The following is a 24,910-nucleotide window of genomic DNA, read 5'->3' on the forward strand; positions in this document are numbered from 1 at the left end:
GTCATGGTCGCACGCGGTGCGGGCGGGGGCGCTTGTCTCCCTCCGAAGGGGGCGCATTGCTCATGCGCGACTGCGGCGCAATTTCTACAGTGAGTTCACTGGGCCAATGCTTTCCGGGAAAGTGCCCTCACCGCAGATCGGACGAATCGAGGAATGCCGGCGGAAATGGCCGCTAGCTACCCTATTCAAGCGATATGAGGTAGTACAAACATGTAACGAATGATTCAGAAATGTAATTCGACAAACTTTGGACAACACCGCGCCGGACAAAGCCTCTAGGATTGCCTCGAAATACAAACTAACGTACTCATCAATTTAATTGGCTAATTGCCGATTTCCGCATTCCATCTATTGCATGCATTATTTTTTCGATTTTCCCTATGAAAATTCAATTAGCCGATCCGGCGCAATTCGCGCCCCCCCGATTTTCATTGGATGATCTGTTCGCATCGCGCCCCAATTCGGACAGGCCGGACGAACGGGCCCAGAGCTCGGTGGCGCTCGGAGAGCAGAGCGCACAGCGCTGGAAGCAATGGCTCGGCGCCACCGGCCAGCTGCCCGACACCCCCTTCGCGGCGGCGTGGCTGCTGCTCCAGGCGCGCTGGCTCGGCGAGCAGCAGCCGGCGCTGCACGAAGCGTCGAAGAACGGATGGGCAGCGGCCACGAGCCGGACGGCGGTCGCCGCGGCCTTCGATCCGGCCCAACCGGCCCGCACCTGGCTGGCCTCGCTCGACCAGGAACGGCGCCAGGCCACAGCCGCAGCTTCGCCGGAGCCGTCGCCGAGCGTTCTCTGGCTGCGCGGCGACATCGGAGTCGACGATGTCCAGGCCCCCCTTCAACTTTGGCTGACCACCGCATCGGACGACTCGCCGCGCCTCCATGCCAGCGCGGCAGCAAGCCTTCTGGACGCGGCATCGGCAGAGCAACTGCTCGCGGCCATTGCCGACACCGCCGCCGATCTGCTCGACCGGGCCGACAGCCCCCTCGGCAGCATCCGCACCCTGCCCGCCGCCGACCGCGAGCACCAGCTCGCCGACTGGAACACGGCCCCCTCTCCCCTTGACCGGACCCTCACCGTGGCAGGGATGTTCGCCCGCCAGGCCGCGGCCGCACCCGATGCCATTGCGCTCGCGGAAGGCGATGCGCAGATGAGCTACGGCGAGCTCGAGCGCGAGTCGAACCAGTTCGCGCACCGCCTGCAGAACCTGGGCGTGCGGGCGGGCGACAACGTCGGCCTGGTGCTCGACAGGTCGATGGAGGCCGTGGTGGCGCAGCTCGGCATCCTCAAGGCGGGCGCGGCCTATGTGCCGGTGCCGACGGATTTCCCGCCCGAGCGGATCGCCTACATGCTCGACGAGGCGAACTCGCGGCAGGTGGTCACCACGTCGGCGCTGCGCCATCTCGTGCCCGCGTCGCGTGCGCCGCTGCTGCTCGATGAAACCGAGGGCACCGAATCCGCGCCCTGGAGCGCTCCCGCCATCGACGGTGAATCGGTGGCGTACGTGATGTACACCTCGGGCTCGACGGGCACGCCCAAGGGCATCGAGATCTGCCACCGCGCGATCCTGCGCCTGGTGGTCGGCGTCGACTATGCCGAGCTGGCGCCGGGCCGCAACGTGCTGCATGCCGCGCCGCTCGGCTTCGATGCCGCCACCTTCGAGATCTGGGGTCCGCTGCTCAACGGCGGCTGCTGCGTGGTCCACGGCGAGCGCGTACCCACGGGCGCCGGCCTTGCCCGCACCATCGCGCGCCACCACGTGCACACCGCCTGGCTCACGGCCGCGCTGTTCAACGCGGTGATCGACGACGACCCGGCGCACTTCTCGGGCCTGCGGCATCTCATCACCGGCGGCGAAGCGCTCTCGGTGCCGCACGTGCGGCGCGCACTGGCCGCGCTTCCGGCGCTTGCGCTCAGCAACGGCTACGGGCCGACCGAATGCACCACCTTCGCGGCCACCCACCGCATTCCGGCCGCGCTGCCCGCCGACCTGCGCTCGGTGCCGATCGGCCGGCCGATCAAGGACACCGTGCTGCGCGTGCTGAGCCCTTCGATGGCCCTGCTGCCGACCGGCCTGGTGGGCGAGCTGTGCATCGGCGGGCACGGGCTCGCGCGCGGCTACCTGCGGCAACCCCGGTTGACCGAAGAACGCTTCGTGCCCGATCCGTTCGGCGCGACCGGCGAGCGCCTCTACCGCACGGGCGACCTCGTGCGCTGGCTGCCCGACGGCACGCTCGAATTCATCGGCCGCCGCGACGGGCAGGTCAAGATCCATGGCCACCGGATCGAGACCGGCGAGGTCGAGATGGCCATCCTCGCGCACCCGGCCATCCAGGCCTGCGCCGTCGATGCGCGGCCCGACGCCGATGGCCAGCTGCGCCTGGTGGCCTACCTTGTCGCGCGCTCGCACAGGCTCTCCTGGGACGCGCTGCGCACGCATCTGGCCACACGCCTGCCCGCAGCGCTGCTGCCCTCTGCCCAGGTCTGGCTCGCGCAACTTCCGGTCACGCTCAACGGCAAGCTCGACCGCAGGGCCCTGCCCGAACCGGCGGCCGAACGCCCCGATCTCGCGCAGCCGTTCGAGGAAGCGCGCAACGCCGCCGAGCAGCGGGTGTGCGAAGCCTTCGCCCGCGCGCTGCACATCGAGAAGGCCGGGCGCAACGACAACTTCTTCGACCTGGGCGGCGACTCGCTGCGCGTGCTGCAGGTGCTGGCGGAACTGCAGCGTGACAGCGCGCAGCCGCTGTCGACCAATCTCTTCTTCCGCCATCCGACGCCGAGCGCCATGGCGGCCGAGTTGGAAACGGCCGCCGATGCGGCGTCCGCGCCCGCCGCCGCGCCGCGCACAGCGAGCGCACAGCCGCCGCTCGCCGAGACCGACCCCAACATGTCGGAGGCCATTGCGCTGATCGCCACCGCGGGCCGCTTTCCAGGCGCCGCGGATGTCGAGCAGCTCTGGGACAACCTCGTCGCCGGCCGCGACACCATCAGCTTCTTCGACGACGACACGCTCGATGCCGGCGTGAGCGAAGCCTTGCGCAAGGACCCGGCCTACGTGCGGGCCCGCGGCGTGATCGAAGGCATCGAGAACTTCGACGCCGCCTTCTTCGGCATCGGCCCGAAGGAGGCCGTGCTGATGGACCCGCAGCAGCGCGTGTTCCTCGAGATCTGCTGGGAATGCCTGGAGCGCGCGGGCTATGTGCCCGACGCCGCACCGGGCCCCGTGGGCGTGTATGCCGGCATGTACAACGCCAGCTACTTCCAGCGCCATGTCGCCACCCGGCCCGACCTGATCGAAGCGGTGGGCGAGTTCCAGGTGATGCTGGCCAACGAGAAGGACTACATCACCACGCGCGTGGCCAACCGGCTCAACCTGACGGGGCCGGCGGTGAGCATCCATACCGCCTGCTCGACCTCGCTGGTGGCCGTGGCCCATGCCTTCCATGCACTGCGCACCGGCCAGTGCTACATGGCGCTGGCCGGCGGCGCGTCCGTCACCTGCCCGCCGCGCAGCGGCTACCTCTACCAGGAAGGCTCGATGCTCTCGCCCGACGGGCGCACGCGCAGCTTCGACGCGCAGGCCCAGGGCACTGTCTTCAGCGACGGCGCCGCGGTGGTGCTGCTGAAGCGCCTGGCGGACGCGCAGGCCGACGGCGACACCATCTATGCGGTGCTGCGCAGCGCCTGCGTCAACAACGACGGCGGCACCAAGGCCAGCTTCACCGCGCCCAGCGTCGACGGCCAGGCCGCCGTGATCCGCGCGGCGCTGGCGGCGGCCAACGTGGACGCGCGCAGCATCTCGTACGTCGAGGCGCACGGCACCGCCACGCCGATGGGCGACCCGGTCGAGGTCGAGGCGCTGACCTGCGCCTATGCCGAACACACCGGCGCGCTGGGCTATTGCACGCTCGGTTCGCTCAAGAGCAACGTGGGCCACATGGTGACCGCCGCGGGAGCCGCCGGCCTCATCAAGGCGGCGCTCTCGCTGCACCACGAAGCGATTCCGCCGACCGCTCACTTCAGCGCGCCGAATCCGGCGATCGACTTCGCGCGCACGCCCTTCTACGTGAGCGGCAGCCTGCAGGCCTGGCCGCGCACGAGCCAGCCGCGGCGCGCCGGCGTCAGCGCCTTCGGCGTCGGCGGCACCAACGCGCACATCATCCTCGAGGAAGCGCCCGCGCGGCCCGTCTCGGCCAGCGCCGGAGGGCCGCAGGTGCTGTCGATCTCGGCCCGCTCGGAGGCCGCGCTGGCCGTGGCCACGGAGCAGCTCGCCGCGCACCTCGACGCAACGCCCGGCGTACCGCTGGCCGACGTCGCCTACACGCTGAGCGTCGGCCGCAAGGCGCATGCCTTCCGCCGCGCGGTGGTGGCCAGCGATGCGGCCGAAGCCGTGGCCGCGCTGCGCGCGAGCGACAGCCCGTGGCGCGCCAGCGGGCGCGTCGACTCGCGCGCGCCGCAGCCGGTGCTGATGTTCCCGGGCCAGGGCGCGCAGTACGCCGGCATGGGAAAGATCCTGCATGCCAGCGACCCGGTGTTCGCGGCAGCCCTCGACACCTGCCTGAAGGCTTTCGGCGGCGCGGTGGATTTCGACCTGCGCGAGCGCATGTTCGGAACCGATCCGCAGGCGCTGGTACCCACTGCCGTCACGCAGCCCGCCATCTTCGCCATCGAGTACGCGCTGGCCCGCCGGCTGCTCTCGCTGGGGACGCGGCCGCATGCGCTCATCGGCCACAGCGTGGGCGAGTTCGTCGCCGCCGTGCTCGCAGGCGTGATGCGGCTGGAAGACGCCGCCCGGCTGGTGGCCCGCCGCGGGGCGCTCATGCAGGCCCAGCCCGCGGGCGCGATGCTGTCGGTGCGCCTGGGCGCGCTCGAGCTCGCGGCCCGGCTCGGCCCGTCGCTCTCGCTCGCCGCGGACAACGGCCCCACGGCCTGCGTGGTGGCGGGGCCGTTCGACGCCATTGAAGCCCTGCAGGCCGAGCTGCAGAAGGACGACATCGCAAGCCGCCTTCTGCAGACCTCGCACGCCTTCCATTCCTCCATGATGGATGCCGCCGTCGCGCCCTTCGAAGCGCTGGTCGGCGAAGTGGCGCTGCATCCGCCGACGGTGCCGATCTTCTCGACGCTCACGGGCCGCCTGCTCGAAGACGCCGAGGCCACCAGCGCCGCCTACTGGGCCCGCCACCTGCGCAGCACCGTCCAGTTCTCGCCCGCCGTGCGCAGCGCCATGGCGCAGACGGCGCGGCCGCTCTTCATTGAAGTGGGCCCCCGCAACACGCTGGCCACGCTGGTGCGCCAGCACGGCGCGCTCGAAGTGATGCCGCTGCTGCACGGCGAGCCGGCCGACGAGGCCCGCACGCTGCGGCTGGCGCTGGCCCGCCTCTGGACATGCGGCGCCGACGTCGAGCTGTCCCGGCTCGCCGTTCGCACCGGCGCACAGCGCGTGCGCCTGCCCACCTACCCCTTCGAACGCAAGCGTTTCTGGGTCGACATCGCAGCGACCGCGGCGAGCCCGGCCATTGCCTCGCCGGTTTCGCCGCCGGCCTCGCTGCCCGTTGCCCCACCCACGCCCGCGCTCTTCGTTCCACCCCCCTTCTTGGAGTCGACCGTGACAGCTGCAGCGCCCCCGCCACTTCCTTCACCTGCTTCCCCTGCGCCCACCGAGTCCATGGACGCACGCCTGCGATCCCTGTTCGAGGACATCTCCGGCATCGACATGATGCAGGCCGAAGGACACGCCGCCTTCGGCGAGCTGGGCCTGGATTCGCTCACGCTGACCCAGGTTGCCACGCAGATCAAGAAGCGCTTCAAGGTGAACCTGAGCTTTCGACAGCTCATGGAGAACTACCGCAGCTTCGACACCCTTTCCGCATTCCTGCGCGAGAGCCTGCCGGCCGAGCCCGTGGTTGCGGCAGCGTCTGTATCCACGGCTGCGGTCCCGCTGCCGGTGGCGGTGCAGGCGGCGGCTGCGCAGCCGCCGGCCGCGTTCCTGCCGGTGGTGAACGCAGCAGCCACGGGCGGCGACATCGGCAGCGCGCCGATCGTGCAGCTGGTTGCGCAGCAGATGGAACTGATGCGGCGCCAGCTCGCGCTGCTGTCGGGCGCAGGCATGGACGCGCTCGCGGCCGCGCCCACCATGCCGACCGCTGCCGCAAGCACTGCGGCCGTGGCGGCGCAACCCTCCGCCGACGGACCCGCCCCGGCCAGGGAGCCGCAGCGCTACGACGTCGCCAAGGCCTTCGGCGCCATCGCGCGGATCCACACCCAGCGCACCGCCGAGCCGAGCGGCCGGCAGAAGGCCAGGCTGGCGGCCTTCATGCGGCGCTATGTGGAGCGCACGCAAAAGAGCAAGCAGTTCACCGAAGCCAACCGTCCGCACATGGCCGACCCCCGCGTGGTGAACGGTTTCCGGCCGCTGACCAAGGAGATCACCTACCAGATCGTCATCGAGCGCTCGAAGGGATCGAAGCTCTGGGATCTCGACGGCAACGAGTACGTCGACGCGCTCAACGGCTTCGGCATGAACATGTTCGGCTGGCAGCCGGACTTCGTGCAGGAAGCGGTGCGCCGCCAGCTCGACGCAGGCTACGAGATCGGGCCGCAGCATCCGCTGGCCGCCGATGTCACCGGCCTCATCTGCGAACTCACGGGCTGCGACCGCGCGGCGCTGTGCAACACCGGCTCCGAAGCGGTGATGGCCGCGCTGCGCATCGCCCGCACGGTGACCGGGCGCAGCACCGTGGTCGTGTTCACCGGCTCCTACCACGGCACCTTCGACGAGGTGCTGGTGCGCGCCGGCAAGGGCGGCAAGGGCCTGTCGGCCGCGCCGGGCGTGATGAGCGGCATGTTCGGCGACATCCGCGTGCTGGACTACGGCACGCCGGAGGCGCTGGCCTTCATCCGCGAGAACGCCGACGACCTGGCCGCCGTGCTGGCCGAGCCGGTGCAGAGCCGCCGGCCGGACTTCCAGCCGCGCGAGTTCCTGCAGGAAGTGCGCGCCATCACCGAGCAGAGCGGCACCTGCTTCATCTTCGACGAAGTCATCACGGGCTTTCGCGTCGGGCTCGGCGGCGCCCAGGAACTGTTCGGCGTGCGCGCCGACCTGGCCACCTACGGCAAGGTGATCGGTGGCGGCTTTCCGGTGGGCGTGATCGCCGGCAAGCGGGCCTTCATGGACGCGCTCGACGGCGGCGCCTGGCAGTACGGCGACGACTCGATCCCGGGCGTCGGCGTGACCTACTTCGCCGGCACCTTCGTGCGGCACCCGCTCGCGCTGGCTGCGGCCAAGGCCTCGCTCACGCACCTGAAGGAAGCCGGCCCGTCGCTGCAGACCGGCCTCACGGGCAGCACCGCCGCCATGGCCGACGAGCTCACCGCCTGGTGCCTCGAGGTGGGCGCGCCCATCGCGATTCGCCAGTTCGCATCGCTCTGGCGCGTGAGCTGGCTCGAGGACCACCCGCTGCAGGACCTGCTGTTCGCCATGATGCGCAGCCGCGGCGTGCACATCCTGGACAACTTCCCGTGCTTCCTCACCAGCGCGCACAGCGCCGAGGACATCGCCACCATCCAGCGCGTCTTCAAGGAGTCGGTGGCCGAGATGCAGGAATCCGGCTTCCTGCCGCGCCGCGCGACGGTCGTCACGGGTTTCGACTACCGCAAGCGCTGCGAGGAAGACGGCTCCGTCCTCGCCCGCGACGTCGACGGCCAGCCCTTCTGGTACGTGCCCGACACCTCGAGCCCCAACCCCCACCTCATCAACGGAAAGGCCGCAGCATGAACGCCGTTCTTCGCCCCGCCGCCGCCCACGGCCTCATCGAATGCGTCATACCGACGACGGAATCGCAACGCGAGATCTGGCTCGGTGCGACGATGAGCACCGAGGCCTCGCTGGCCTACAACGAATCGGTGCTGCTGCGCCTGCGCGGGCCGCTGGACTCCGGTGCCATGGCACGTGCCGTGGCTCGGCTGGTCGAGCGCCACCAGGCGTTGCGCGCCACCATCTCGCCGGACGGCAGCTGCATGCTGGTCGGCCGGCCCGGCGAGGTCCTGCTGGAGCAGCAGGACCTGCGCGGCCTTTCGCCCGAAGCCCGCGCGCAGGCGCTGAAGGCCGCGCACGACGACGCGGTGTGCACGCCCTTCGCGCTGGAGCACGGCCCGCTGTTCCGGGCGGTGCTGTGCAGGCTGGGCGACGCCGAGCATGAACTCGTGATGTCGGCCCACCACGTGGTGTGCGACGGATGGTCCTGGATGGTCATCACCGAGCAGCTCGGCCATCTCTATGCCGAGCAGGCCGGCAACGGACAGCCGCTGAAGGCCGCGCCCACCTACGCGGTCTTTGCCGCGCAGGAAGCCGCCGAAGCCGCGCATCCCGACATGCAGCCGCACGTGGACTACTGGCTGGAGCGCTTCGCCGGCGGCACCCTGCCGGTGCTCGAACTGCCGGTGGACCATCCGCGCCCCGCCACGCGCACCTTCCATTCGCAGCGCACCGAACGCCTGCTCGAGCGCCGCCTGGTGAGCGCCTTGCGCTCCGTGAGCGCGAAGACCGGCGCCAGCCTGTTCGCGGGCCTGTTCAGCGGCTTCGTCGCCACGCTGCACCGGCTCACCGGGCAGGAGGACATCGTGGTGGGCATTCCCGCATCGGGCCAGATCGCGCGCGACATGCCCGGCCTGGTCGGCCATTGCGTGAACCTGTTGCCGCTGCGCATTGCCGCCCACGGGCAGCTTCGCTTCGATGCCCTGATGAGCGAATGCAGCACCGCCGTGCTCGACGCCTTCGAGCACCAGGCTCTCACCTATGGCGCGCTGCTGGGCAAGCTGTCGCTGCAGCGCGACCCGAGCCGGCTGCCGCTGGTAAGCGTGGCGTTCAACGTCGACCCCGACGTTGCGAGCAGCGCGCAGACCTTCCCGGGCATCGACGTCGCGCAGGACACGATTGCGCGCCAGTACGAGAACTTCGAGCTCTTCCTGAACCTTCGCCCGCTCGACGGCGGACTGCAGATCGAGGCGCAGTACAACACCGACCTGTTCGACGAGGCCACCGTGCAGCGCTGGCTGGACATCTACGAGTGCGTGCTTCGCTCGGCTGCGCGCAATCCCGACGAGGCCATCGGCAGGCTCGAGGTGCTGTCGGCCGAGGCCGCGCAGGCATTGATCGCGCTGCAGCCGCCGCACACGCCGCTGGAGAGCGCCCCGCACGCGCTGGCCCGCTTCCTGGCGCGCGTGCCGCTGCAGCCCGAGCGCCCCGCGGTGCGCGACGGCGCGCGGGTCTGCAGCTATGCCGAGCTCGACGCGCAATCCAACCGCCTGGCGCGGGCGCTGCGCGCACGCGGCGTGCGCCGCGGCGAGCGCGTGGGGCTGTGCCTGGAGCGCAGCATCGAGATGGTCACCGCGCTGGTGGCCGTGCTCAAGGCGGGCGCGGCCTACGTGCCGCTCGATCCCGGGTTTCCACAGGCACGGCTCGAGCACTACGCCAAGGACGCCGGGCTCTGCCTGCTGATGACCTCGTCGGACATCGCGGCGGCCCCGCGCGGCTGGCGCGCCGACGCGGGCGAGCGGGTGTTCGAGATCGACCGCGACACCGCCTGGCAACAGGAAAGCGGCGAGCCGCTGCCGCCGAGCGGCGACGACGCCGGTCCCGACGACGGCGCCTACGTGATCTACACCTCGGGCTCCACCGGCCTGCCCAAGGGCGTGTGCGCGCGGCACCACTCGGTGGTTGTCCTGCTGCAGTGGATGCAGCGCAAATCGGGCTTGAGCGCGAACGACCGGCTCGCCGCGGTGACCACCCTGTCCTTCGATATGGCGGTGCCGGACCTGCTGCTGCCGCTGTCGGGGGGGTCCGAGATCGTGATGGTGCAGCGCGAAGTGGCCATGGACGGCAACCGCCTGTGCCGGCTGCTCAAGGAAGAACGCATCACCTTCCTGCAGGCCACGCCCGGCATGTGGCAGCTGCTGCTCGACGCCCAGTGGCCCGGCGCGCCCGGTTTCCGCGGCTGGACCGGCGGCGAGGCGCTGCGGCCCAGCATGGCGTTCGCGCTGTGCGAGCGCATGGACGAGTTCTGGAACGGCTACGGGCCGACGGAGACCACCGTGTATTCCACGGCCTGGCTGGTGCGGCCGGACATCGTCGCCTCGCGCGGCGTGTCGATCGGCCACCCCGTCGACAACACCGAGATCTGGATCCTCGATGCCGACCTGCAGCCCTGCCCGATCGGCGTGCCGGGCGAGATCTGCATCGCGGGCGACGGCCTGGCACTGGGCTATATCGACCGCCCCGAACTCACGGCCGAGCGCTTCGTCGCCGCCCGCATCTTCGGCAGCGCAAAAACCGTCTACCGCACCGGCGACCGCGGCCGCTGGCGCAACGACGGGCTCATCGAACACCTGGGCCGGCTCGACTTCCAGCTCAAGGTACGGGGCTACCGCATCGAGCCCGGCGAGATCGAGGCGCGCTGCTGCGAGGTGGCCGGCGTGTCGCGCTGCGTGGTGGTGGCGCGAGAAGACAGCCCCGGCGATGTCCGGCTGGTGGCCTACCTTGCGCTGACGCCCGGCGTCGACTTCGAACTCGACACGCTGATGGCGCACCTGCGAGAGCACCTGCCGGCCTTCATGCTGCCGCAGCACGTGGTGGCGCTGAACGCGCTGCCCACGCTGCCCAACGGCAAGGTCGACCGCATCTCGCTGCCCGCGCCGCAGGCGGTGTCGCGCGACGAGGCGCGGCGCGGCGCCGGCCCGCGCACCGAATGCGAACGCAAGGTGCTCGCCACCATGGAAAAGGTGCTGAGCCTGCCGGGCCTGGACATGCGCGACGACTTCTTCACGATGGGCGGGCATTCGCTGCTGGCCTCGCGCCTGACCACGCTGCTGAGCCGCGAATTCCAGATCACGCTGCCGCTGCGCTCGCTGTTCGAGGCGCCCACGGCCGAAAAGCTGGCCGCCGTGGTCGAAGGCCTGCAGAACGCCGGCGCCGGCGCGCAGGCACCGCTGCCCTGCCGCATCGATCGCAAGACGGCACCGCTCACGCCCTCGCAGGAGCGCATCCGCTTCATGGAAGACCTGCATCCGGGCCGCTCCGTCTACAACGCTCCCGCGGCCCAGCGCCTGACCGGCGTCTTCGACGCGGAGCGCTTCGAGGCCGCGTTCAAGGAAATCATCCGCCGCCAGCCCGCCATGCGCACCCGCATGGGCACCGATCCGCACACGGGCCAGCCGGCCCAGCTGATCGCGGAGTCGGTGGATTTCTCGCTGCCCTTCGTCGACCTGCGCGACCTGCCGGCCGACCAGCGCGAAGCCGAACTGGCCGAACGCATGCAGGAGCTCGCCGACCGGCCGATCGACATCCACCGTGCGCCGATGCTGCATGCCGCAGTGTTCCAGCTCGACGTGCACGAGCATGTGTTCGTCTTCGTGCCGCACCACCTGATCTGGGACGGCTGGTCCTTCGACCTGCTCCAGCGCGAGCTCTCCGCCATCTACGACGCGGCGGAGCGCGGGCGTGCGCATGCGCTGGCGCCCATCGCCACCACGCAGGGCGACTATGCCGAGTGGCTGGCGAACTGGATGAAGGAGCCGTCGTTCCAGGACCAGCTCGACTTCTGGCTCAAGCGCTTCGCCGGCGCACCGATGCCGCGCCTGCCCAACACCGACATGCCGCGCCGCGCGGGCAAGAGCGGCCAGGGCGGCGCCCACTGGATCCGCGTCGATCTCGCCACCACCCAGCAGCTGCGCAAGGTCGCGCGCGACATGGACGTGACGCTCAGCATGCTGACCTTCGGCGTGTACGCGTTCGCCATGAGCCGCATCGTCGGCTCCGAGGCCATCGTCATCGCGAACCCCGTGCGCGGCCGGCAGCAGCCCGAGACCGAAGACGTGATGGGCTTCTTCACCAACGTGCTGCCGGTGTCGCTGCAGGTCGGCCTGGAACAGCCGCTCGCGGAGTTCATGCGCTACGTGAAGCGCGAGCTGCTGTCGCTGATGAACTACCAGCAGGTGCCGTTCGAGCGCCTGATGGCGGAGCCCTCGCTCGGCGCACGCATCAGGGCGGTCGGGCCCTACCAGTCGATGTTCTCGTTCCAGGACGCGCGCGACCGTGCGCGCCGGCTCGGCAGCCTGCAGACGCGGCAGCTACACCTGATGCAGCGCGGCGCCACCGACGACATCGGCGTGTGGCTGATGGACAAGCCGCACGGGCTGGAAGGCGCGCTGATCTACAACGCGGACATCTACCTGCGCGAGACCGGGGCGCAGCTGCGCGACCGCTATCTCGAACTGCTGCAGAGGGTGGCCGATCATCCCGAGGCGTCGCTGGCCGACCTTGCCAGCGAGGAAGGCTCCGCGAGCGCCGTCTATCTGCGCAAGCTCGCGGCCGTCGATCCGCTCAGGGCTGCGGCGCCGGTGGATGCGCCGGCCGGTGCGGCCAAGGCGCAAGACACCATCCTGAACCCCGAGCATGCGCGGCTCGCGCAGATCTGGGCCTCCGTGATCGGGATCGATGTCAACGACATCCGCTCGAGCGACAACTTCTTCGATCTCGGCGGAGATTCGCTGCTCGTGCTGCGCGCGATCCAGCAGGCCGAGAAGACGCTGGGCTACCACGTGAATTCGCGCCGCTACCTGTTCGAGAACCTCGGGCAGATCGCCTCGTCCGCGCACCGGGCCGCGGAGGATGCCGAGCTCGCGGATCTCGGCAAGCTGCCGCTCGGCAACCTCAAGGGCCCGGCGCGCGGCGACGGCCTGCTGAGTCGCGCCTTCGGCAGCTGGCTGCGCAAGGAGTGATCCATCATGGGCCCCGCAGCTTTCTCCCTGAGCTCCGTCGAGGCGCCGGTCTGCCGGTATCTCGAACTGGACGTCGGCCCCGGCCCCGAGGCGCAGCGGCTCCTCAGCGACGAGGAGCATGAGCGCGCCGCACAGTTCCGGTTCGAGGCCGACCGGCAGCGCTTCGTGGCGGCGCATGTCGCGCTGCGGTACGCGCTGGCTGCGCACACCGGCGAGAGCCCCGAGGCGCTGCGCTTCACCCGCAGCGCATTCGGCAAGCCTTCGCTGTCGGGCTGGCCGCGGGTGCGGTTCTCGCTGAGTCACAGCCAGGCGCTGGGACTGCTCGCCATCGGCGAACGCGGTCCGCTGGGGGCCGACGTCGAGCAGCTGCGCCCGGTGCCCGATGCGCTCGCGCTTGCCGCGCAGCATTTCACCGACAGCGAGAACGAAGCGCTCGCGGCCTTGCCCGCCGGCGAGCGCGAGCATGCCTTTCTGACCTGCTGGACGCGCAAGGAAGCCTGCCTCAAGGCCATCGGCCTCGGGCTGATCGTGCCGACGGAGCGCTTCGAGGTGGGGCTGGAGCCCGACTGCCGGAGCGTGGAAGTGCCGGTGGCCGGCCGGATCCTGTGGCTCGTGCTGCAGCCCGCGCCGCTGCGCGTGGACAGCGTGGGAGCGATCGCCGAATGGCGCCAGACGCACGTGCGCGCCAGCGTGCCGAGCTTCGCGGCGCAGACCTGCGCCCGCTCCCGCTCGGCGGAAAGGCGCGCAGCGCCGAGGGTGCCGCAATGACCGCGCTCCCGTTCATGTTCGGACCGGCGTCGCGCCAGATCTTCGGCGTGTTCCATGCGGCTGGCGATGGCCGGCCCGGAAGTACCGCGGTGCTCGTGTGCCCGCCCTTCGGCCAGGAGGGCCTGCGGACCCACCGCTTCTTCAAGGTGCTGGCCGAGCGCCTCGCGCGCTCGGGCATTGCCACCCTGCGCTTCGACTTCCACGGCGCGGGCGACTCGCCCGGCGATGAAAGCGAAGGGGAGCTCGACGGCTGGCGCCGCGACCTGTGCTCGGCCCACGAAGAGCTGCGCCGCAGGGTTCCGGGAAGCCGCATCGTCTGGGTCGGCGCGCGGCTCGGCGCGACCCTGGCCGTGCTGGCTGCGCGCAACGGACGCTGCGACCCGTCGCGGCTCGTGCTGTGGGAGCCGGTGATCGACGGCCGGCGCTATGCGCGCCTGCTGCGCGAGCAGCATGTCGCGGCCATCGACACGACCTTCTGCATTCCGGACCTGGTCTGGCGCCGCAACCTTGCGCAGGATCCCGACGCGCTGCCCGAAGAAGCGCTGGGCACCATGCTGTCGCCCGCGCTGCGTACCCAGCTTGGCGCACTGGCGCCCGAATCGCTGCCGCTCACGGCCCTGCACGACACGCTGGTGCTGACTGCACCCGACGACGCGGACACCGCGCAATGGGCGGCCGAACAGCAGTCGCGCCACATGCCGGTGCGTCTCGCCTATTTCCAGCACCGCCTCGACTGGACCTCCGACCCCTATCCCAACAGCGCCATGGTTCCGGCCGACGCGCTCAACCGCTTGCAGGGTGCCCTCCATGAATGACATGACGCAATGCCCCGTCCGGTTCGGACCGGGAAACGCACTGATGGGCATGGTCACCATTCCCACGTACCGGACGCCGGCCGACGTCGCCTGCCTGATGCTCAACATGGGCGCCAACCACCGGGTCGGGCCGCGCCGCATCAACGTGAAGCTGGCGCACGTCCTGGCCGCACGCGGCGTTAGCAGCCTGCGCTTCGACCTCGGCGGCCTGGGGGACAGCGACGCGTCCGACGCGTCGTCCGACCTGCAGACCCGCGCGGTGCGCGACCTGCGCGCCGGCATGGACCTTCTCGAAAGCATGCTGGGCATCCGCAGGTTCGCGATCGTGGGCATGTGCTCGGGCGTGGAGCACGCCATGACCGCGGCCGCGACGGACACGCGCGTGGTGGCGCTCTCGCTGTTCGACGGCTTCGCCTTTCCGGACCGGCGCGCGCGCTGGGAACGCATGCTGCGGCGCGCCCTGGCGGCGCCCGCGCACCCGTCGTTCGCGGGCAAGGCCAAGCGCTGGCTCCAGCGCCACCTGCTCCCCAGCCATTCGACGAAGCCGCTGCCCGGTTTCTTCGCGGAACGCAAGCCGCCCGAGGTCAACGCGGTCTGGTTCGGCGCCACCATGAGGCGCCTGGTCGAACGCAAGGTGGCGGTGCAGCTGCTCTATTCGGGCTCGCTGCATGTCTGCGACCACGACCGCGACCAGCTCGGCCCGTTCCGCAGCGAACCCTTCGCGCTGGCCGTGCAGTACGAATTCATGCGCGATGCCGACCACACGCTTTGCACGATGCGGGGACAGCAGCTGTTCCTGCGCTCCGTCGGCGGCTGGGTGGCTGCCTGCGCCGTCGGCGCCGGCCCGGAGCGCCGCAGCACCAGCCCCAGCCCGAACCCGCTCGCCCCCGTCGTGGAGCGCCCCAAGCACGGCGCCTACGTCCCGCAGTGAACCGATTCCCCCCAAGGAAGAAAGGAAACCCCATGGCACACCTCGATCCGGCCAGTTCCTTGCGCACCGCCCGCGCCGTCCCCGCCCGCGCCCGAACCCGCATCCGATCGGCGGTGCTGCTGCTGCCGCTGTGCCTGGCCGGCTGCGGGGTTCCGGGTTTCGGTCCACCCGACAGCGGGAACTGGGGCGCCTACCGCTCGGGCGGCAGCGACGCGCGGGGCGAACCGAAGATCGTCTCCATCACGCCCGAACTGATCCGCACGATGGCGGCGCGCAACCCCGCCGCGCTGCCGCCCGAGGTGCGGCAGCTGTTCGGCAAGGCGCCGGCCTACACGATCGCCCCGGGCGACGTGATCGGCATCGTGGTCTATCGCCATCCCGAGCTGATGCCCAATGCGGGCGCGGTCATCTCGCAGCAGTCGGACCCCACCGGGGTGAGCGTCGCACCCGGCTTCATTGTCGATGGCGATGGCGAGATCAGCTTTCCCTACATCGGCCGCACCAAGATCGAAGGCATGACGGAAAGGTCCGCCGCCGAGATGATCTCGCGCAAGATCGCGCCCTTCGTCAAGGATCCGCTCGTGAGCGTCAGGATCCAGTCGTTCCGCAGCCGGCGCGTCTATGTGGAAGGCGAGGTCCGCACGCCGGGCCTGCAGATCTTCACCGACGTGCCGATGACGCTCGCCGAGGCCATCAACCGCGCCGGCAGCATCACACCGGCCGGCGACCGTTCGCGCGTGACCCTGACGCGCGCGGAACGCACGATGGTGATCGACCTGCCGCTGCTTCGGCGCCTGGGCCTCGACCCGACGCGCATCCCGCTGCAGAACGGCGACATCGTGAACGTGGGCACCCGGGACGACAGCCGCATCTACGTGATGGGCGAGATCCTGCGCCCCTCCGCCCTGCCGATGCGCGACGGCCGGCTGAGCCTGAACGAGGCGCTGGGCGACGCGGGCGGCCCGGCGCTGCAGACCGCGTCGACCGACCAGATCTACGTGGTGCGCAATTCGAGCGGCGACGTTCCCGAGGTGTACCACCTGGACGCGAAGAACCCGGTGGCGCTGGCGCTTGCCGACCGCTTCGAGCTGCAGCCGCGCGACGTGGTCTACATCGACCCCGTGCCGCTGGCGCGCTGGAACCGGGTGATCAGCCTGATCCTCCCCGCCGCGCAGGTCGTGAACCTCGGCGGCACCATGAGCCGCCGCTGACGCTCCGCCATCCCGTCCAGGCAACACACAAAGGTGATCCTCATGAATGCGCACTGGCAACCTGCACTTCCCGCTCCCTCGGCCCCGGAGGTCGCGGCTTCCGACACCCCTCCTTCCAGGCTCAGGGAGCATGTCGACCTGCTGCTGGACAGCCGATGGAAGATCGCGGGCATCACCGCCGTCGCCCTGCTGCTGGGCGCGGGCTACGCCATGTTCGGGCCGCGCGTGTACGAGGCCAACGTGCTGATCCAGGTCGAGGACCCGGACCGCTCGGGCGGCACGCTGGTCGGCGACTCCGCGAGCAACGCGCTCAACGCCAAGACACCGACCGCGGGCGAGGCCGAGATCCTCAAGTCGCGCCTGGTGCTCGACCAGGCGATCGAGAACACCAAGCTCTACATCGAGGCGCAGCCGCTGTACGTGCCGGTGGTCGGCGCCTGGCTGGCGCGCCGCGCCAAGACGCTTTCCGAACCGGGCTTCGCGGGCCTGTCGGGCTACGTGAGCGGCAACGAGCAGATCGTGGTTGCGCAAATGGACGTGCCGACGGATCTCGAAGGCAAGCGCTTCCTGCTGACCGCGGGCGCCAACGGCAGCTACACGCTGACGCACCCCAAGCTGGACAAGCCGATGGCCGGCTCCGTCGGCGTGCCGCTCGATGCGCAGACCCCGCTCGGCCCGATCCATCTGCTGGTGGGCTCGATCGCGGGCCGGCCCGGCGCGGCCTTCGAGCTGGTGCGCCAGTCGAAGCAGCTCGTGCTGCTCGAGCTGCAGCGCGAGCTGCGCGTGATCGAGAAGGGCAAGCAATCGTCGGTGATGGAAGTGAGCTGGCGCGACGGCAACCGGATGCAGCTGGCCAACCTGCTCAATGAAGTGGCGCAGCTCTACGTGCGCGTGAACATCGACCAGAAGACGGCCCAGGCACAGCGCGCCCTCAACTTCCTGGGCTCCGAGCTGCCCAAGCTGAAGCAGCAGCTGGAGCAGTCCGAGCAAACCTACAACCAGTACCGCAACCAGAACGGAACCATCAGCTTGGACGACGAGGCGCGCAACGCGCTGTCGCAGAACCTGGAACTGCAGACGAAGCTGTTCGACGCCACGCAAAAGCGCATCGAGCTTACCGAGCGCTTCACGGCCAGGGACCCGAGCGTGATGACCATCGACGCACAGATCGCGTCGCTCAGGAAGGCCCTCGGGGGCGTGGAGCAGCGCATTCGCCGCATGCCGATGCTGCAGCAGGACTCGCTGCGCATGCAGCGGGACATCAAGGTCAATACCGACCTGTACGTGTCGCTGCTGAACAGCTCGCTGCAGATGCGGCTCGCGAAGGAGGGGCGCATCGGCAACGTGCGCGTGCTCGACCAGGCGCTGCTTGCGGAAAAGCCGATCCGGCCCAAGGCCTCGATCGTCATGGGGATCGCGCTGATCGCGGGCCTTTCCTTCGGGGCAGGTTCGGCGTTCCTGCGCAGGTCGTGGCGCAAGACCATCGCCAGCCCGGCCGAGATCGAGACCCACACCGGCCTCGACGTCTACAGCACCGTGACGCTCAGCGCGCACCAGTACCTGCTCGATCGCGCCATTCGCAACGGCAAGCCCGGCGTGCACCTGCTGGCGGCGCAGCATCCGGACGACCCGGCGCTCGAGGGATTGCGGCGGCTGCGCACCGCGCTGAAGTTCGCCATGCCCAAGGCATCGGACAACCGGCTCATGATTTCGAGCGCCACGCCGGGCGCGGGCAAGACCTTCGTGTCGGCCAACCTCGCGGCCGTGCTCGCCTCGACCGGTCGGCGCGTGCTGCTGATCGACGCCGATCTGCGGCGCAGCAGCCTGGCAGCCGTGTTCGGGCTGAAGCGCCGCGGCGGCCTGTCGGAACTGATCCAGGGCTCCATCGAATTCCAGAACGCCGTCCACACGGGCGTCATGGCGCACCTGGACGTGATGACCACGGGCGCGCTGCCCACGGACCCGAGCGCGCTCCTGACGAGCGACGCCTTTGCCAGGGTGCTCGAGAAGGCATCGGCACGCTATGACGTGGTGATCGTGGACACGCCGCCGATGCTGCTGGCCTCGGAGACCGCCGAGATGGCGGCCTGCATGGGCACGCTGCTGATGGTCGCGCGCGCCGGGGACAACGAGCTGGGCGACCTGTCGGAAAGCGCACACCAGCTGCGGCATGCCGGCGCGCAGTTCCAGGGCGTCGTCCTGAATGCGATGGACACGCGCCAGCGCTACTACGGCAAGCTGGCCTACCGCTACGGCGGCTACCAGCCGCGGGTGCACGAATACCCGAGGGCGGTTGCCGAGCTTCCCCAACCTGCCCATGCGAGCGCCGCATCATGAACACGCTGCGATCGAGCGCCGCTGTCCATTCGCCCGGCAATTCACGGCTGCTGATGGGCTCCAAGCGGGTCGTGGACGTGCTGCTGGCGGGCGGCTTCTTCCTTCTGCTCGGATGGGCGTTCGCGCTGGTATGGATCGGCGTGCTGCTGACTTCCGGCAAGCCGGGCATCTACAAGCAGCCGCGCTACGGCCGGGACGGGCGCGTCTTCAGCTTCTACAAGTTCCGCACGATGGTGCCCGATGCCGACGCCGTGCTGGAGCGCTACCTGCGCGGCAACGAAGCAGCCCGGCGGCAGTGGGAGATGTACCAGAAGCTCGACCGCGATCCGCGCATCACGCGCTTCGGCGCGGTGCTGCGCAAGTACAGCCTGGACGAACTGCCCCAGTTCTGGAACGTGCTCAAGGGCGACATGAGCGTGGTCGGCCCGAGGCCCTGCATGTTTGCCCAGAAGGAGCTGTACGGCGTCTATTGGAGCAGCTACTGCGCCGTGCGGCCCGGCATCACCGGACTGTGGCAGGTGAGCGGGCGCAACGAGGTCAGCTACCGGCGCCGCGCGGCGATGGATGCGGACTATGTCGCCACCCTTTCGATCCGCCAGGACATCGCGATCCTGCTGAAGACCTTTCTCGTGGTGGCCGGAGCGCGCGGCTCCCGCTAGGGGCCGTCGGCCGGCATCCGCATTTGCTTTTCGTCCTATCAACCCTCAACCCTTAACCGAAAGAACATATGCGTATCTACGTTGCTGGTCATCGCGGAATGGTGGGGCAGTCTCTCGTGAAGCGCCTGAGCAGCCTCGGGCACGAGGTCGTCACGCGCAGCCACGAGGAACTCGATCTTCTCGACCAGGATGCCGTTCGTCGCTTCTTCGCCACCGAGCGCGTCGACCAGGTGTACCTGGCGGCAGCGAAGGTCGGCGGCATCCACGCCAACATGACCTATCCGGCGGAGTTCATCTACCAGAACCTGCTGATTGCCGCCAATGTCACGCACCAGGCGTTCCTTGCGAACGTCAAGCGCCTGCTGTTCCTCGGCTCGAGCTGCATCTATCCGCGGCTGACCGAGCAGCCGATCCGCGAAGATGCGCTGCTCGGCGGCCAGCTCGAACCGACCAACGAGCCCTACGCCATCGCCAAGATCGCGGGCATCAAGCTGTGCGAGAGCTACAACCGCCAGTACGGCGCCTCGCACGGCATCGACTACCGCAGCGTGATGCCGTGCAACCTGTACGGCCCCGGGGACAACTACCACATCGAGAACAGCCATGTGGTGCCGGCGCTGATCCGCCGCTTCCATCTTGCCAAGACCAGCAATGCGCCGGAGGTGCTGATCTGGGGCACGGGCCAGGCCAGGCGCGAGTTCCTCTACGTCGACGACATGGCCGAGGGCTGCACCACCGTGATGGGCCTGAGCCGCTCCGGCTACGAGCAGCACACCACCCCGATGTGCGCCCACATCAACCTGGGCATGGGCGAGGACCAGTCGATCGCCGAGCTGGCGCAACTGGTCGGCGAGGTCGTGGGCTACCGGGGCCGGATCCGGTTCGACCCCTCGCGGCCGGACGGCGCGCCGAGAAAGCTGCTCGACGTGTCGTGCGCAGCCGCCCTCGGATGGCACCCCACGGTGCCGCTGTCCGAAGGCCTGCGCCGCACCTATGCGGACTACCAGAAGTCGCTGCAGCCCGTCCAGGAGCTGGCGCACGCCTGAGCCCGCACCGCCCCCCACGCAAGAACAAGCACAAGGCCTTCCATGAGAGCGCTTTCCTTCTGGTCAGGCATCGCCATTGCGTTCCTGTGCGGCTCGATCGAGCCGGCCTGGGGCTATGCGGCGGTGTGCGCGCTGTCGCTGGTACAGCTGTCGATGCTCGGCGCTCCGGGGGCCAGCGTCTTCCTGCTGATCCACTACGCCACGATCCTGACCTACTTCTCGCTGGCGCCGGCGATGCAGATCGCCGCCGACGTTTCGTTCTGGGACACGGGCGTGATCGGTCCGGTCGCGCACATGCAGGCGCTGACACTGCTGCTGCTGTACATGGCGGGTGTGGAGGCCGCCCGGTTCGGCATGCGCGATACGCCTGCGCTGGCGCCGGCCGATGCGGGCCACCAGATGCAGTCGGCCGGCGTGGCCCACCCCGCGCTGCTGCTCCTGAGCGGTGCGATCTCGGCGTTTGCCTCGCTGTTCATCCGCCCCGACCTGAACTTCATCGCGCGCGGCATTCCGGGAGCCGACGAAAGTCTTCCGGTCGACTACATCGTCTATTCGACGCTGCCCAAGCTCATCGTGCTGATCTGCTTCGTGGCACTGACGATCCATGCCGTGCGCCGCCGCACGGTCTGGTCATGGTGCGCCGCAGGCCTTGCGCTGGCGATGGCCGCCTTCGCCGCGAACCCGGTCAACACGGCGCGGCAGGTCTTGCTGATCGGGCTGCTGCCGCTCTTCATCCACGCACTGGGCCGAGGGTGGCGCTGGACGCTGGCCTTGCTGATCTTCGGTGCCATCGCGGGCCTCGGCCCGGTGCTCAACCTGGTGTCGCGCGGCACGTTCTGGGGCGAATCGCTCACCACCTTTCCCTACAGCCAGGACTTCGACGCGATGTACGTCGTGGCCGGAATCATCGAGCGCGCATCCGAGCCCGAGCTCGGATGGGGGCGCTACCTGCTGTCGGCTTTCTCGTTCATCCTGCCGCGGGACCTGAAGCTGTTTCCGGACTTCGATCCGCTGGGGTGGCCCGCCATCCTGGGCAACTTCTCGCAAGCCAACCTGTCGCTTCCGCCTTTCACGACCGCGTACTTCGACTTCGGACTGGCCGGTCCCGTGATGTTCGGCCTCGCGATCTCGGCCGGCTTCCGGGTGCTGGACAGGATGGTGGATCCGCGCGCCGCGCTGTCCGGCAGCTACCTGTGCGCGCTGGTGCTGCTGGCCGCCTACGTGCCGTTCCTGCGCGGTCCGATCCTCGGCTGGGGACCGTTCGCGGCATCGGGGCTGATTGCGGCGCTGCTCGCCGGGCTGTTGAGTTCGCGCTTCCGCCCGGTACGCCGCCGCGCGGCACCGTATGCCTCCGGCGCGGTGTGAGGTTCACCATGTACAAGTACCTGTTCTACGACACGATCCGCCTCAACCGCGGCGCGGGCGGCGTGCTGAACGTGTCCGACCTCCTGCTGCGCAGGATGCGCCTGTGCAAGGGCGACCACATCCAGCCGGTGAGCGAACTGCATCCGCGCCTCTTCGCCGCCGCGCGGCGCCTGCGCCTCAGCCGGTTCCTGGTCGAGATACTGCTCTACAACTACCACCGGCTGCGGGCACTGGTATCGGGCGAGCAGGTGTTCTCGCTGTTCCCGAACTACTTCCTCCCGTTCACGCTTTTCGGGCGCCACCGGGATTCGATCGTGATCGTCCACGATCTGCAGTACCGGTACTACCCGGCGTATTTCAGCCGCACCAAGCGCCTGTGGCTCGACTGGAGCCTCAGGCGCGTCGCGCACAGCGCGGCCGACGTGGTCTTCATCAGCAGGAGCAGCCAGCAGGATTTCGAGCGGCACTTCGGGCGCTGCGAGCATGCGACAGTCATCTTCAATCCGGTGGAGGCCACGCGCGCAGCAGGCCCGGCCGAACCGGCCGCACCGTCCCGCGAGCCGCCCGTCGGCAAGCGCTACCTGATCGCGTCCTACCACTACTACCCGCACAAGAATTTCGGCGGCACGCTGAAGCTGTTCGAGCGCATGAAGCGCGAGGGCCTGGTCGACTGGCTCGACATCACGGGCAACGGCGCGGCCGATGTCCAGAGAATGGTCGCCGGCATGGCGCCCGACCTCGGCAGCTGTGTGCGGCACCGCGGGCTGGTCTCGCGCCAGGAATTGACGCGGCTTTATTGCGGGGCGACGGCCTTCATCTCGCTGTCCGCCTTCGAAGGCTTCAACCTCTCGGCCGCCGAAGCCGCCACGCTGGGCGTGCCGCTGCTGCTCTCGGACATCCCGGTGCACCGGGAGCTGTTCGGCGGCTACGCCTTCTTCATCGGCAGCGAGCCGTGCGACCTGGGCCAGCTGTCGCGGTACCTGGACGAACACCGGGACACGCAACCGGCCTGGCTGCATGCCGAAGCCTGCGCGCCCGGGGCAGTGGCCAGGCGCTATCTCATGCTCAAGCGCGAGGCCGTCTGGCTTGCCGGGGCCATGCAATGACACGAACCGCATGCGCTCTTCGATGGCTGCTCGCGGCATGGCTGCTCGGCGCGGCCTGCGCGGCGCCGGCAACGGCGGCTACCGGCTTCGGCGTGATGGTGCACTACCTGCCCGACAGGCAGTCGATCGCCGATGCTGCCCGCTTCGACGTCGATGCCTTTGCGGCATCGCTCGCGCAGATGCGTGCGTCCCACCTCATCCTGACGCTCGGGCAGAACAACGGCCAGTACATTGCGCCGAATGCAGCGCTCGAAGCGCTGTGCCCGCGCAGTGCCGCGAACCGGCCGCCGCGCGACCTGCCGCTGGAGATCGGCCGCGCGCTGCGCAACCACGACATTGCCCTGGTGCTCTACCTGCCGTTTCGCGCGCCCCAGGCCGACCCCGAGCTGATGCACTGCCTGGGCGACATCTCCGAGCAGGAGCCGCCGCCGGCGCACTTCGTCGCCGCATGGGCCGCGGTGATCCGCGACTGGTCGCAGCACTACGGTGCGCTCGCCAGGGGCTGGTGGTTCGACGGCGTCTACAACACCCGGGGCATCTCGCCGGTCGGCTGGGATTCGCTCTGCGCCGCGGCACGCAGCGGCGCCCCCGACCGGTGGCTGGCCTTCAATGCCGGCGAAGGCGCGGCGCGCTTCAGCGCCAAGGCCGCGCCGTGCCAGAACCTGATGGCCGGCGAGTACATGCAGCCTCCCACGCAATTCGGCGCGCTGCGGTCGGAGCTGAAGTTCCACCTGCTGACGCCGCTCGGCGCCTCGTGGGGCCAGCCGACGCCGCCGCGCTTCACGGCCGCCCAGGTGCGCGGCTGGATCGCGCAGGCGAACGCCCACGGCGGGCTGTTCACGCTCGACCTGCCGCTGGATGCCGACTTCCGGTTTCTCCCCTCCCACGTCGCGCTGGTCCGCAGCGCCACGGCGCCCCGTCCCTGACTGCATGACCATGAACAACGACCTTCCCTTCATCGTGGTGGAAGACCGCCAGAACAAGTCCCTGCTGCTGTGCCGCGAATCGGCGGCGCGTGCGCAGGAACCGCTGATCGTGCTGTCGGCCACCGACGCCGGGCCCGGCTACGAGCGCCTGTGCCGCACCTATGTGCACCTGTCGAGCAATCCGCCGGAGTTCGAGAAGATCTGCTTCCGGCGCTACTTCCTGCTGTCGGAATATCTGCGTGCCCATCCCGAGCACCGCGAGTTCGTGCTGATCGACAGCGACGTGCTGCTGTTCCGGGGCGTCGGCGCGCACATCCGGCGCGTGGCCGGAAAGGCGGATTTCTCCGGCTCGTACAGGCGCCCCGACGATGGCTGGGACCCCTGCCAGATCTCGCCGCACGTCAGCTACTGGACCGCAGCGGGCCTGCAGCAGTTCATCGCGTTCCTGCTCAACACCTACGCAACGCCCTCCGGCCGCAGGAAGCTGCGCGCCATCGCGGCCCGGTTTGCCGCCAGGGGCCTGCGCGGCGGGGTATCGGACATGACCCTGCTGCACCTCTGGGCCCATGCGAGCGGCAATGCGGCGCCCATCAACCGGGTGTTCGGCGGGCGCGTGATCGACCACAACATCAACGGCGGGCACAACCTGCTCGCGAACGAATTCCAGGGCCGGGGCGGCGCCAAGCGCCTCGTGTTCGTCGACGGCCAGCCCTGCCTGGTCACGCCCGCGGGCGACCTGGTGAACGTGCTGGCCCTGCACTTCCAGGGCAGCGCCAAGATTGCGATGTCGCACGTGCTGCACGGCCGGGTGCGCACGGTCGCCCTGCTCACGGCCGCGCTGCGGCTGGCGCGCCGGGCCAAGAACTGGGCCTTCGGCGTGCGCCGGCTGGCGCAGCGCCCCGCGGGCGGCGCGCGCTTCGCCGGTGCGGCCGAGCCGAAATGACACCGCCTCCCGCACGCAACCAGTCACGGCC

The 24,910-nt window shown here is 69.7% G+C and carries 13 protein-coding genes; all 13 read left to right on the top strand.

Annotation, left to right across the window (positions count from 1 at the left end):
• Positions 1–380 precede the first annotated feature (380 nt).
• The 13 genes from VAPA_RS16175 (at position 381) to VAPA_RS16235 (ending at position 24,879) form a co-directional block, all read left to right on the top strand.
• A complete protein-coding gene (locus VAPA_RS16175; protein ID WP_021007839.1) occupies positions 381–7,772 on the top strand; it encodes a type I polyketide synthase in 7,392 nt (2,463 codons plus the stop codon).
• Positions 7,769–12,772, top strand: coding sequence for a non-ribosomal peptide synthetase (locus VAPA_RS16180; protein WP_021007840.1), 5,004 nt, complete (start codon positions 7,769–7,771; stop codon positions 12,770–12,772). Before VAPA_RS16175 ends, VAPA_RS16180 begins: the two co-directional genes overlap by 4 nt.
• A 6-nt stretch (positions 12,773–12,778) precedes the next feature.
• Entirely contained in the window at positions 12,779–13,540 is a 762-nt protein-coding gene (locus VAPA_RS16185; RefSeq protein ID WP_021007841.1) for a 4'-phosphopantetheinyl transferase family protein, read from the top strand.
• The gene (locus VAPA_RS16190; RefSeq protein ID WP_021007842.1) at positions 13,537–14,355 is read left to right on the top strand and encodes a serine aminopeptidase domain-containing protein; all 819 of its coding nucleotides are present in this window, start codon (positions 13,537–13,539) and stop codon (positions 14,353–14,355) included. The genes VAPA_RS16185 and VAPA_RS16190 overlap by 4 nt, the downstream gene beginning before the upstream one ends.
• Positions 14,348–15,286, top strand: a complete 939-nt coding sequence (locus tag VAPA_RS16195) for an alpha/beta hydrolase family protein (RefSeq protein WP_230558880.1) — start codon at positions 14,348–14,350, stop codon at positions 15,284–15,286. The genes VAPA_RS16190 and VAPA_RS16195 overlap by 8 nt, the downstream gene beginning before the upstream one ends.
• A 32-nt stretch (positions 15,287–15,318) precedes the next feature.
• Positions 15,319–16,497, top strand: coding sequence for a polysaccharide biosynthesis/export family protein (locus tag VAPA_RS16200; protein ID WP_021007844.1), 1,179 nt, complete (start codon positions 15,319–15,321; stop codon positions 16,495–16,497).
• Between the two features lie 42 nt (positions 16,498–16,539).
• Entirely contained in the window at positions 16,540–18,834 is a 2,295-nt protein-coding gene (locus VAPA_RS16205) for a polysaccharide biosynthesis tyrosine autokinase (protein WP_021007845.1), read from the top strand.
• A complete protein-coding gene (locus VAPA_RS16210; protein ID WP_021007846.1) occupies positions 18,831–19,493 on the top strand; it encodes a sugar transferase in 663 nt (220 codons plus the stop codon). The genes VAPA_RS16205 and VAPA_RS16210 overlap by 4 nt, the downstream gene beginning before the upstream one ends.
• 68 nt (positions 19,494–19,561) lie before the next feature.
• Positions 19,562–20,539 (top strand): GDP-L-fucose synthase family protein, encoded by a 978-nt coding sequence (locus tag VAPA_RS16215; protein ID WP_021007847.1) that lies wholly within the window; start codon positions 19,562–19,564, stop codon positions 20,537–20,539.
• 42 nt (positions 20,540–20,581) lie between these two features.
• Positions 20,582–21,904 (top strand): hypothetical protein, encoded by a 1,323-nt coding sequence (locus tag VAPA_RS16220; protein WP_021007848.1) that lies wholly within the window; start codon positions 20,582–20,584, stop codon positions 21,902–21,904.
• Positions 21,905–21,912: 8 nt separating this feature from the next.
• Positions 21,913–23,010, top strand: coding sequence for a glycosyltransferase (locus VAPA_RS16225; protein WP_021007849.1), 1,098 nt, complete (start codon positions 21,913–21,915; stop codon positions 23,008–23,010).
• The gene (locus tag VAPA_RS16230) at positions 23,007–23,936 is read left to right on the top strand and encodes a hypothetical protein (RefSeq protein ID WP_021007850.1); all 930 of its coding nucleotides are present in this window, start codon (positions 23,007–23,009) and stop codon (positions 23,934–23,936) included. The genes VAPA_RS16225 and VAPA_RS16230 overlap by 4 nt, the downstream gene beginning before the upstream one ends.
• Before the next feature lie 10 nt (positions 23,937–23,946).
• Complete coding sequence (locus VAPA_RS16235; RefSeq protein ID WP_230558881.1) at positions 23,947–24,879, top strand: hypothetical protein; 933 nt, start codon at positions 23,947–23,949, stop codon at positions 24,877–24,879.
• The last annotated feature ends 31 nt before the right edge of the window (positions 24,880–24,910 follow it).

The organism is Variovorax paradoxus B4, assembly GCF_000463015.1.
In the GTDB taxonomy this organism is placed as follows: domain Bacteria; phylum Pseudomonadota; class Gammaproteobacteria; order Burkholderiales; family Burkholderiaceae_C; genus Variovorax; species Variovorax paradoxus_E.

Bases quoted from the DNA above. Each gene is read 5' to 3' on its own strand.
- VAPA_RS16220 (WP_021007848.1), top strand. From the start codon at position 20,582: ATGAGAGCGCTTTCCTTCTGGTCAGGCATCGCCATTGCGTTCCTGTGC.
- VAPA_RS16185 (WP_021007841.1), top strand. From the start codon at position 12,779: ATGGGCCCCGCAGCTTTCTCCCTGAGCTCCGTCGAGGCGCCGGTCTGC.
- VAPA_RS16215 (WP_021007847.1), top strand. From the start codon at position 19,562: ATGCGTATCTACGTTGCTGGTCATCGCGGAATGGTGGGGCAGTCTCTC.
- VAPA_RS16200 (WP_021007844.1), top strand. From the start codon at position 15,319: ATGGCACACCTCGATCCGGCCAGTTCCTTGCGCACCGCCCGCGCCGTC.
- VAPA_RS16175 (WP_021007839.1), top strand. From the start codon at position 381: ATGAAAATTCAATTAGCCGATCCGGCGCAATTCGCGCCCCCCCGATTT.
- VAPA_RS16210 (WP_021007846.1), top strand. From the start codon at position 18,831: ATGAACACGCTGCGATCGAGCGCCGCTGTCCATTCGCCCGGCAATTCA.
- VAPA_RS16225 (WP_021007849.1), top strand. From the start codon at position 21,913: ATGTACAAGTACCTGTTCTACGACACGATCCGCCTCAACCGCGGCGCG.
- VAPA_RS16195 (WP_230558880.1), top strand. From the start codon at position 14,348: ATGAATGACATGACGCAATGCCCCGTCCGGTTCGGACCGGGAAACGCA.
- VAPA_RS16180 (WP_021007840.1), top strand. From the start codon at position 7,769: ATGAACGCCGTTCTTCGCCCCGCCGCCGCCCACGGCCTCATCGAATGC.
- VAPA_RS16190 (WP_021007842.1), top strand. From the start codon at position 13,537: ATGACCGCGCTCCCGTTCATGTTCGGACCGGCGTCGCGCCAGATCTTC.
- VAPA_RS16230 (WP_021007850.1), top strand. From the start codon at position 23,007: ATGACACGAACCGCATGCGCTCTTCGATGGCTGCTCGCGGCATGGCTG.
- VAPA_RS16205 (WP_021007845.1), top strand. From the start codon at position 16,540: ATGAATGCGCACTGGCAACCTGCACTTCCCGCTCCCTCGGCCCCGGAG.
- VAPA_RS16235 (WP_230558881.1), top strand. From the start codon at position 23,947: ATGAACAACGACCTTCCCTTCATCGTGGTGGAAGACCGCCAGAACAAG.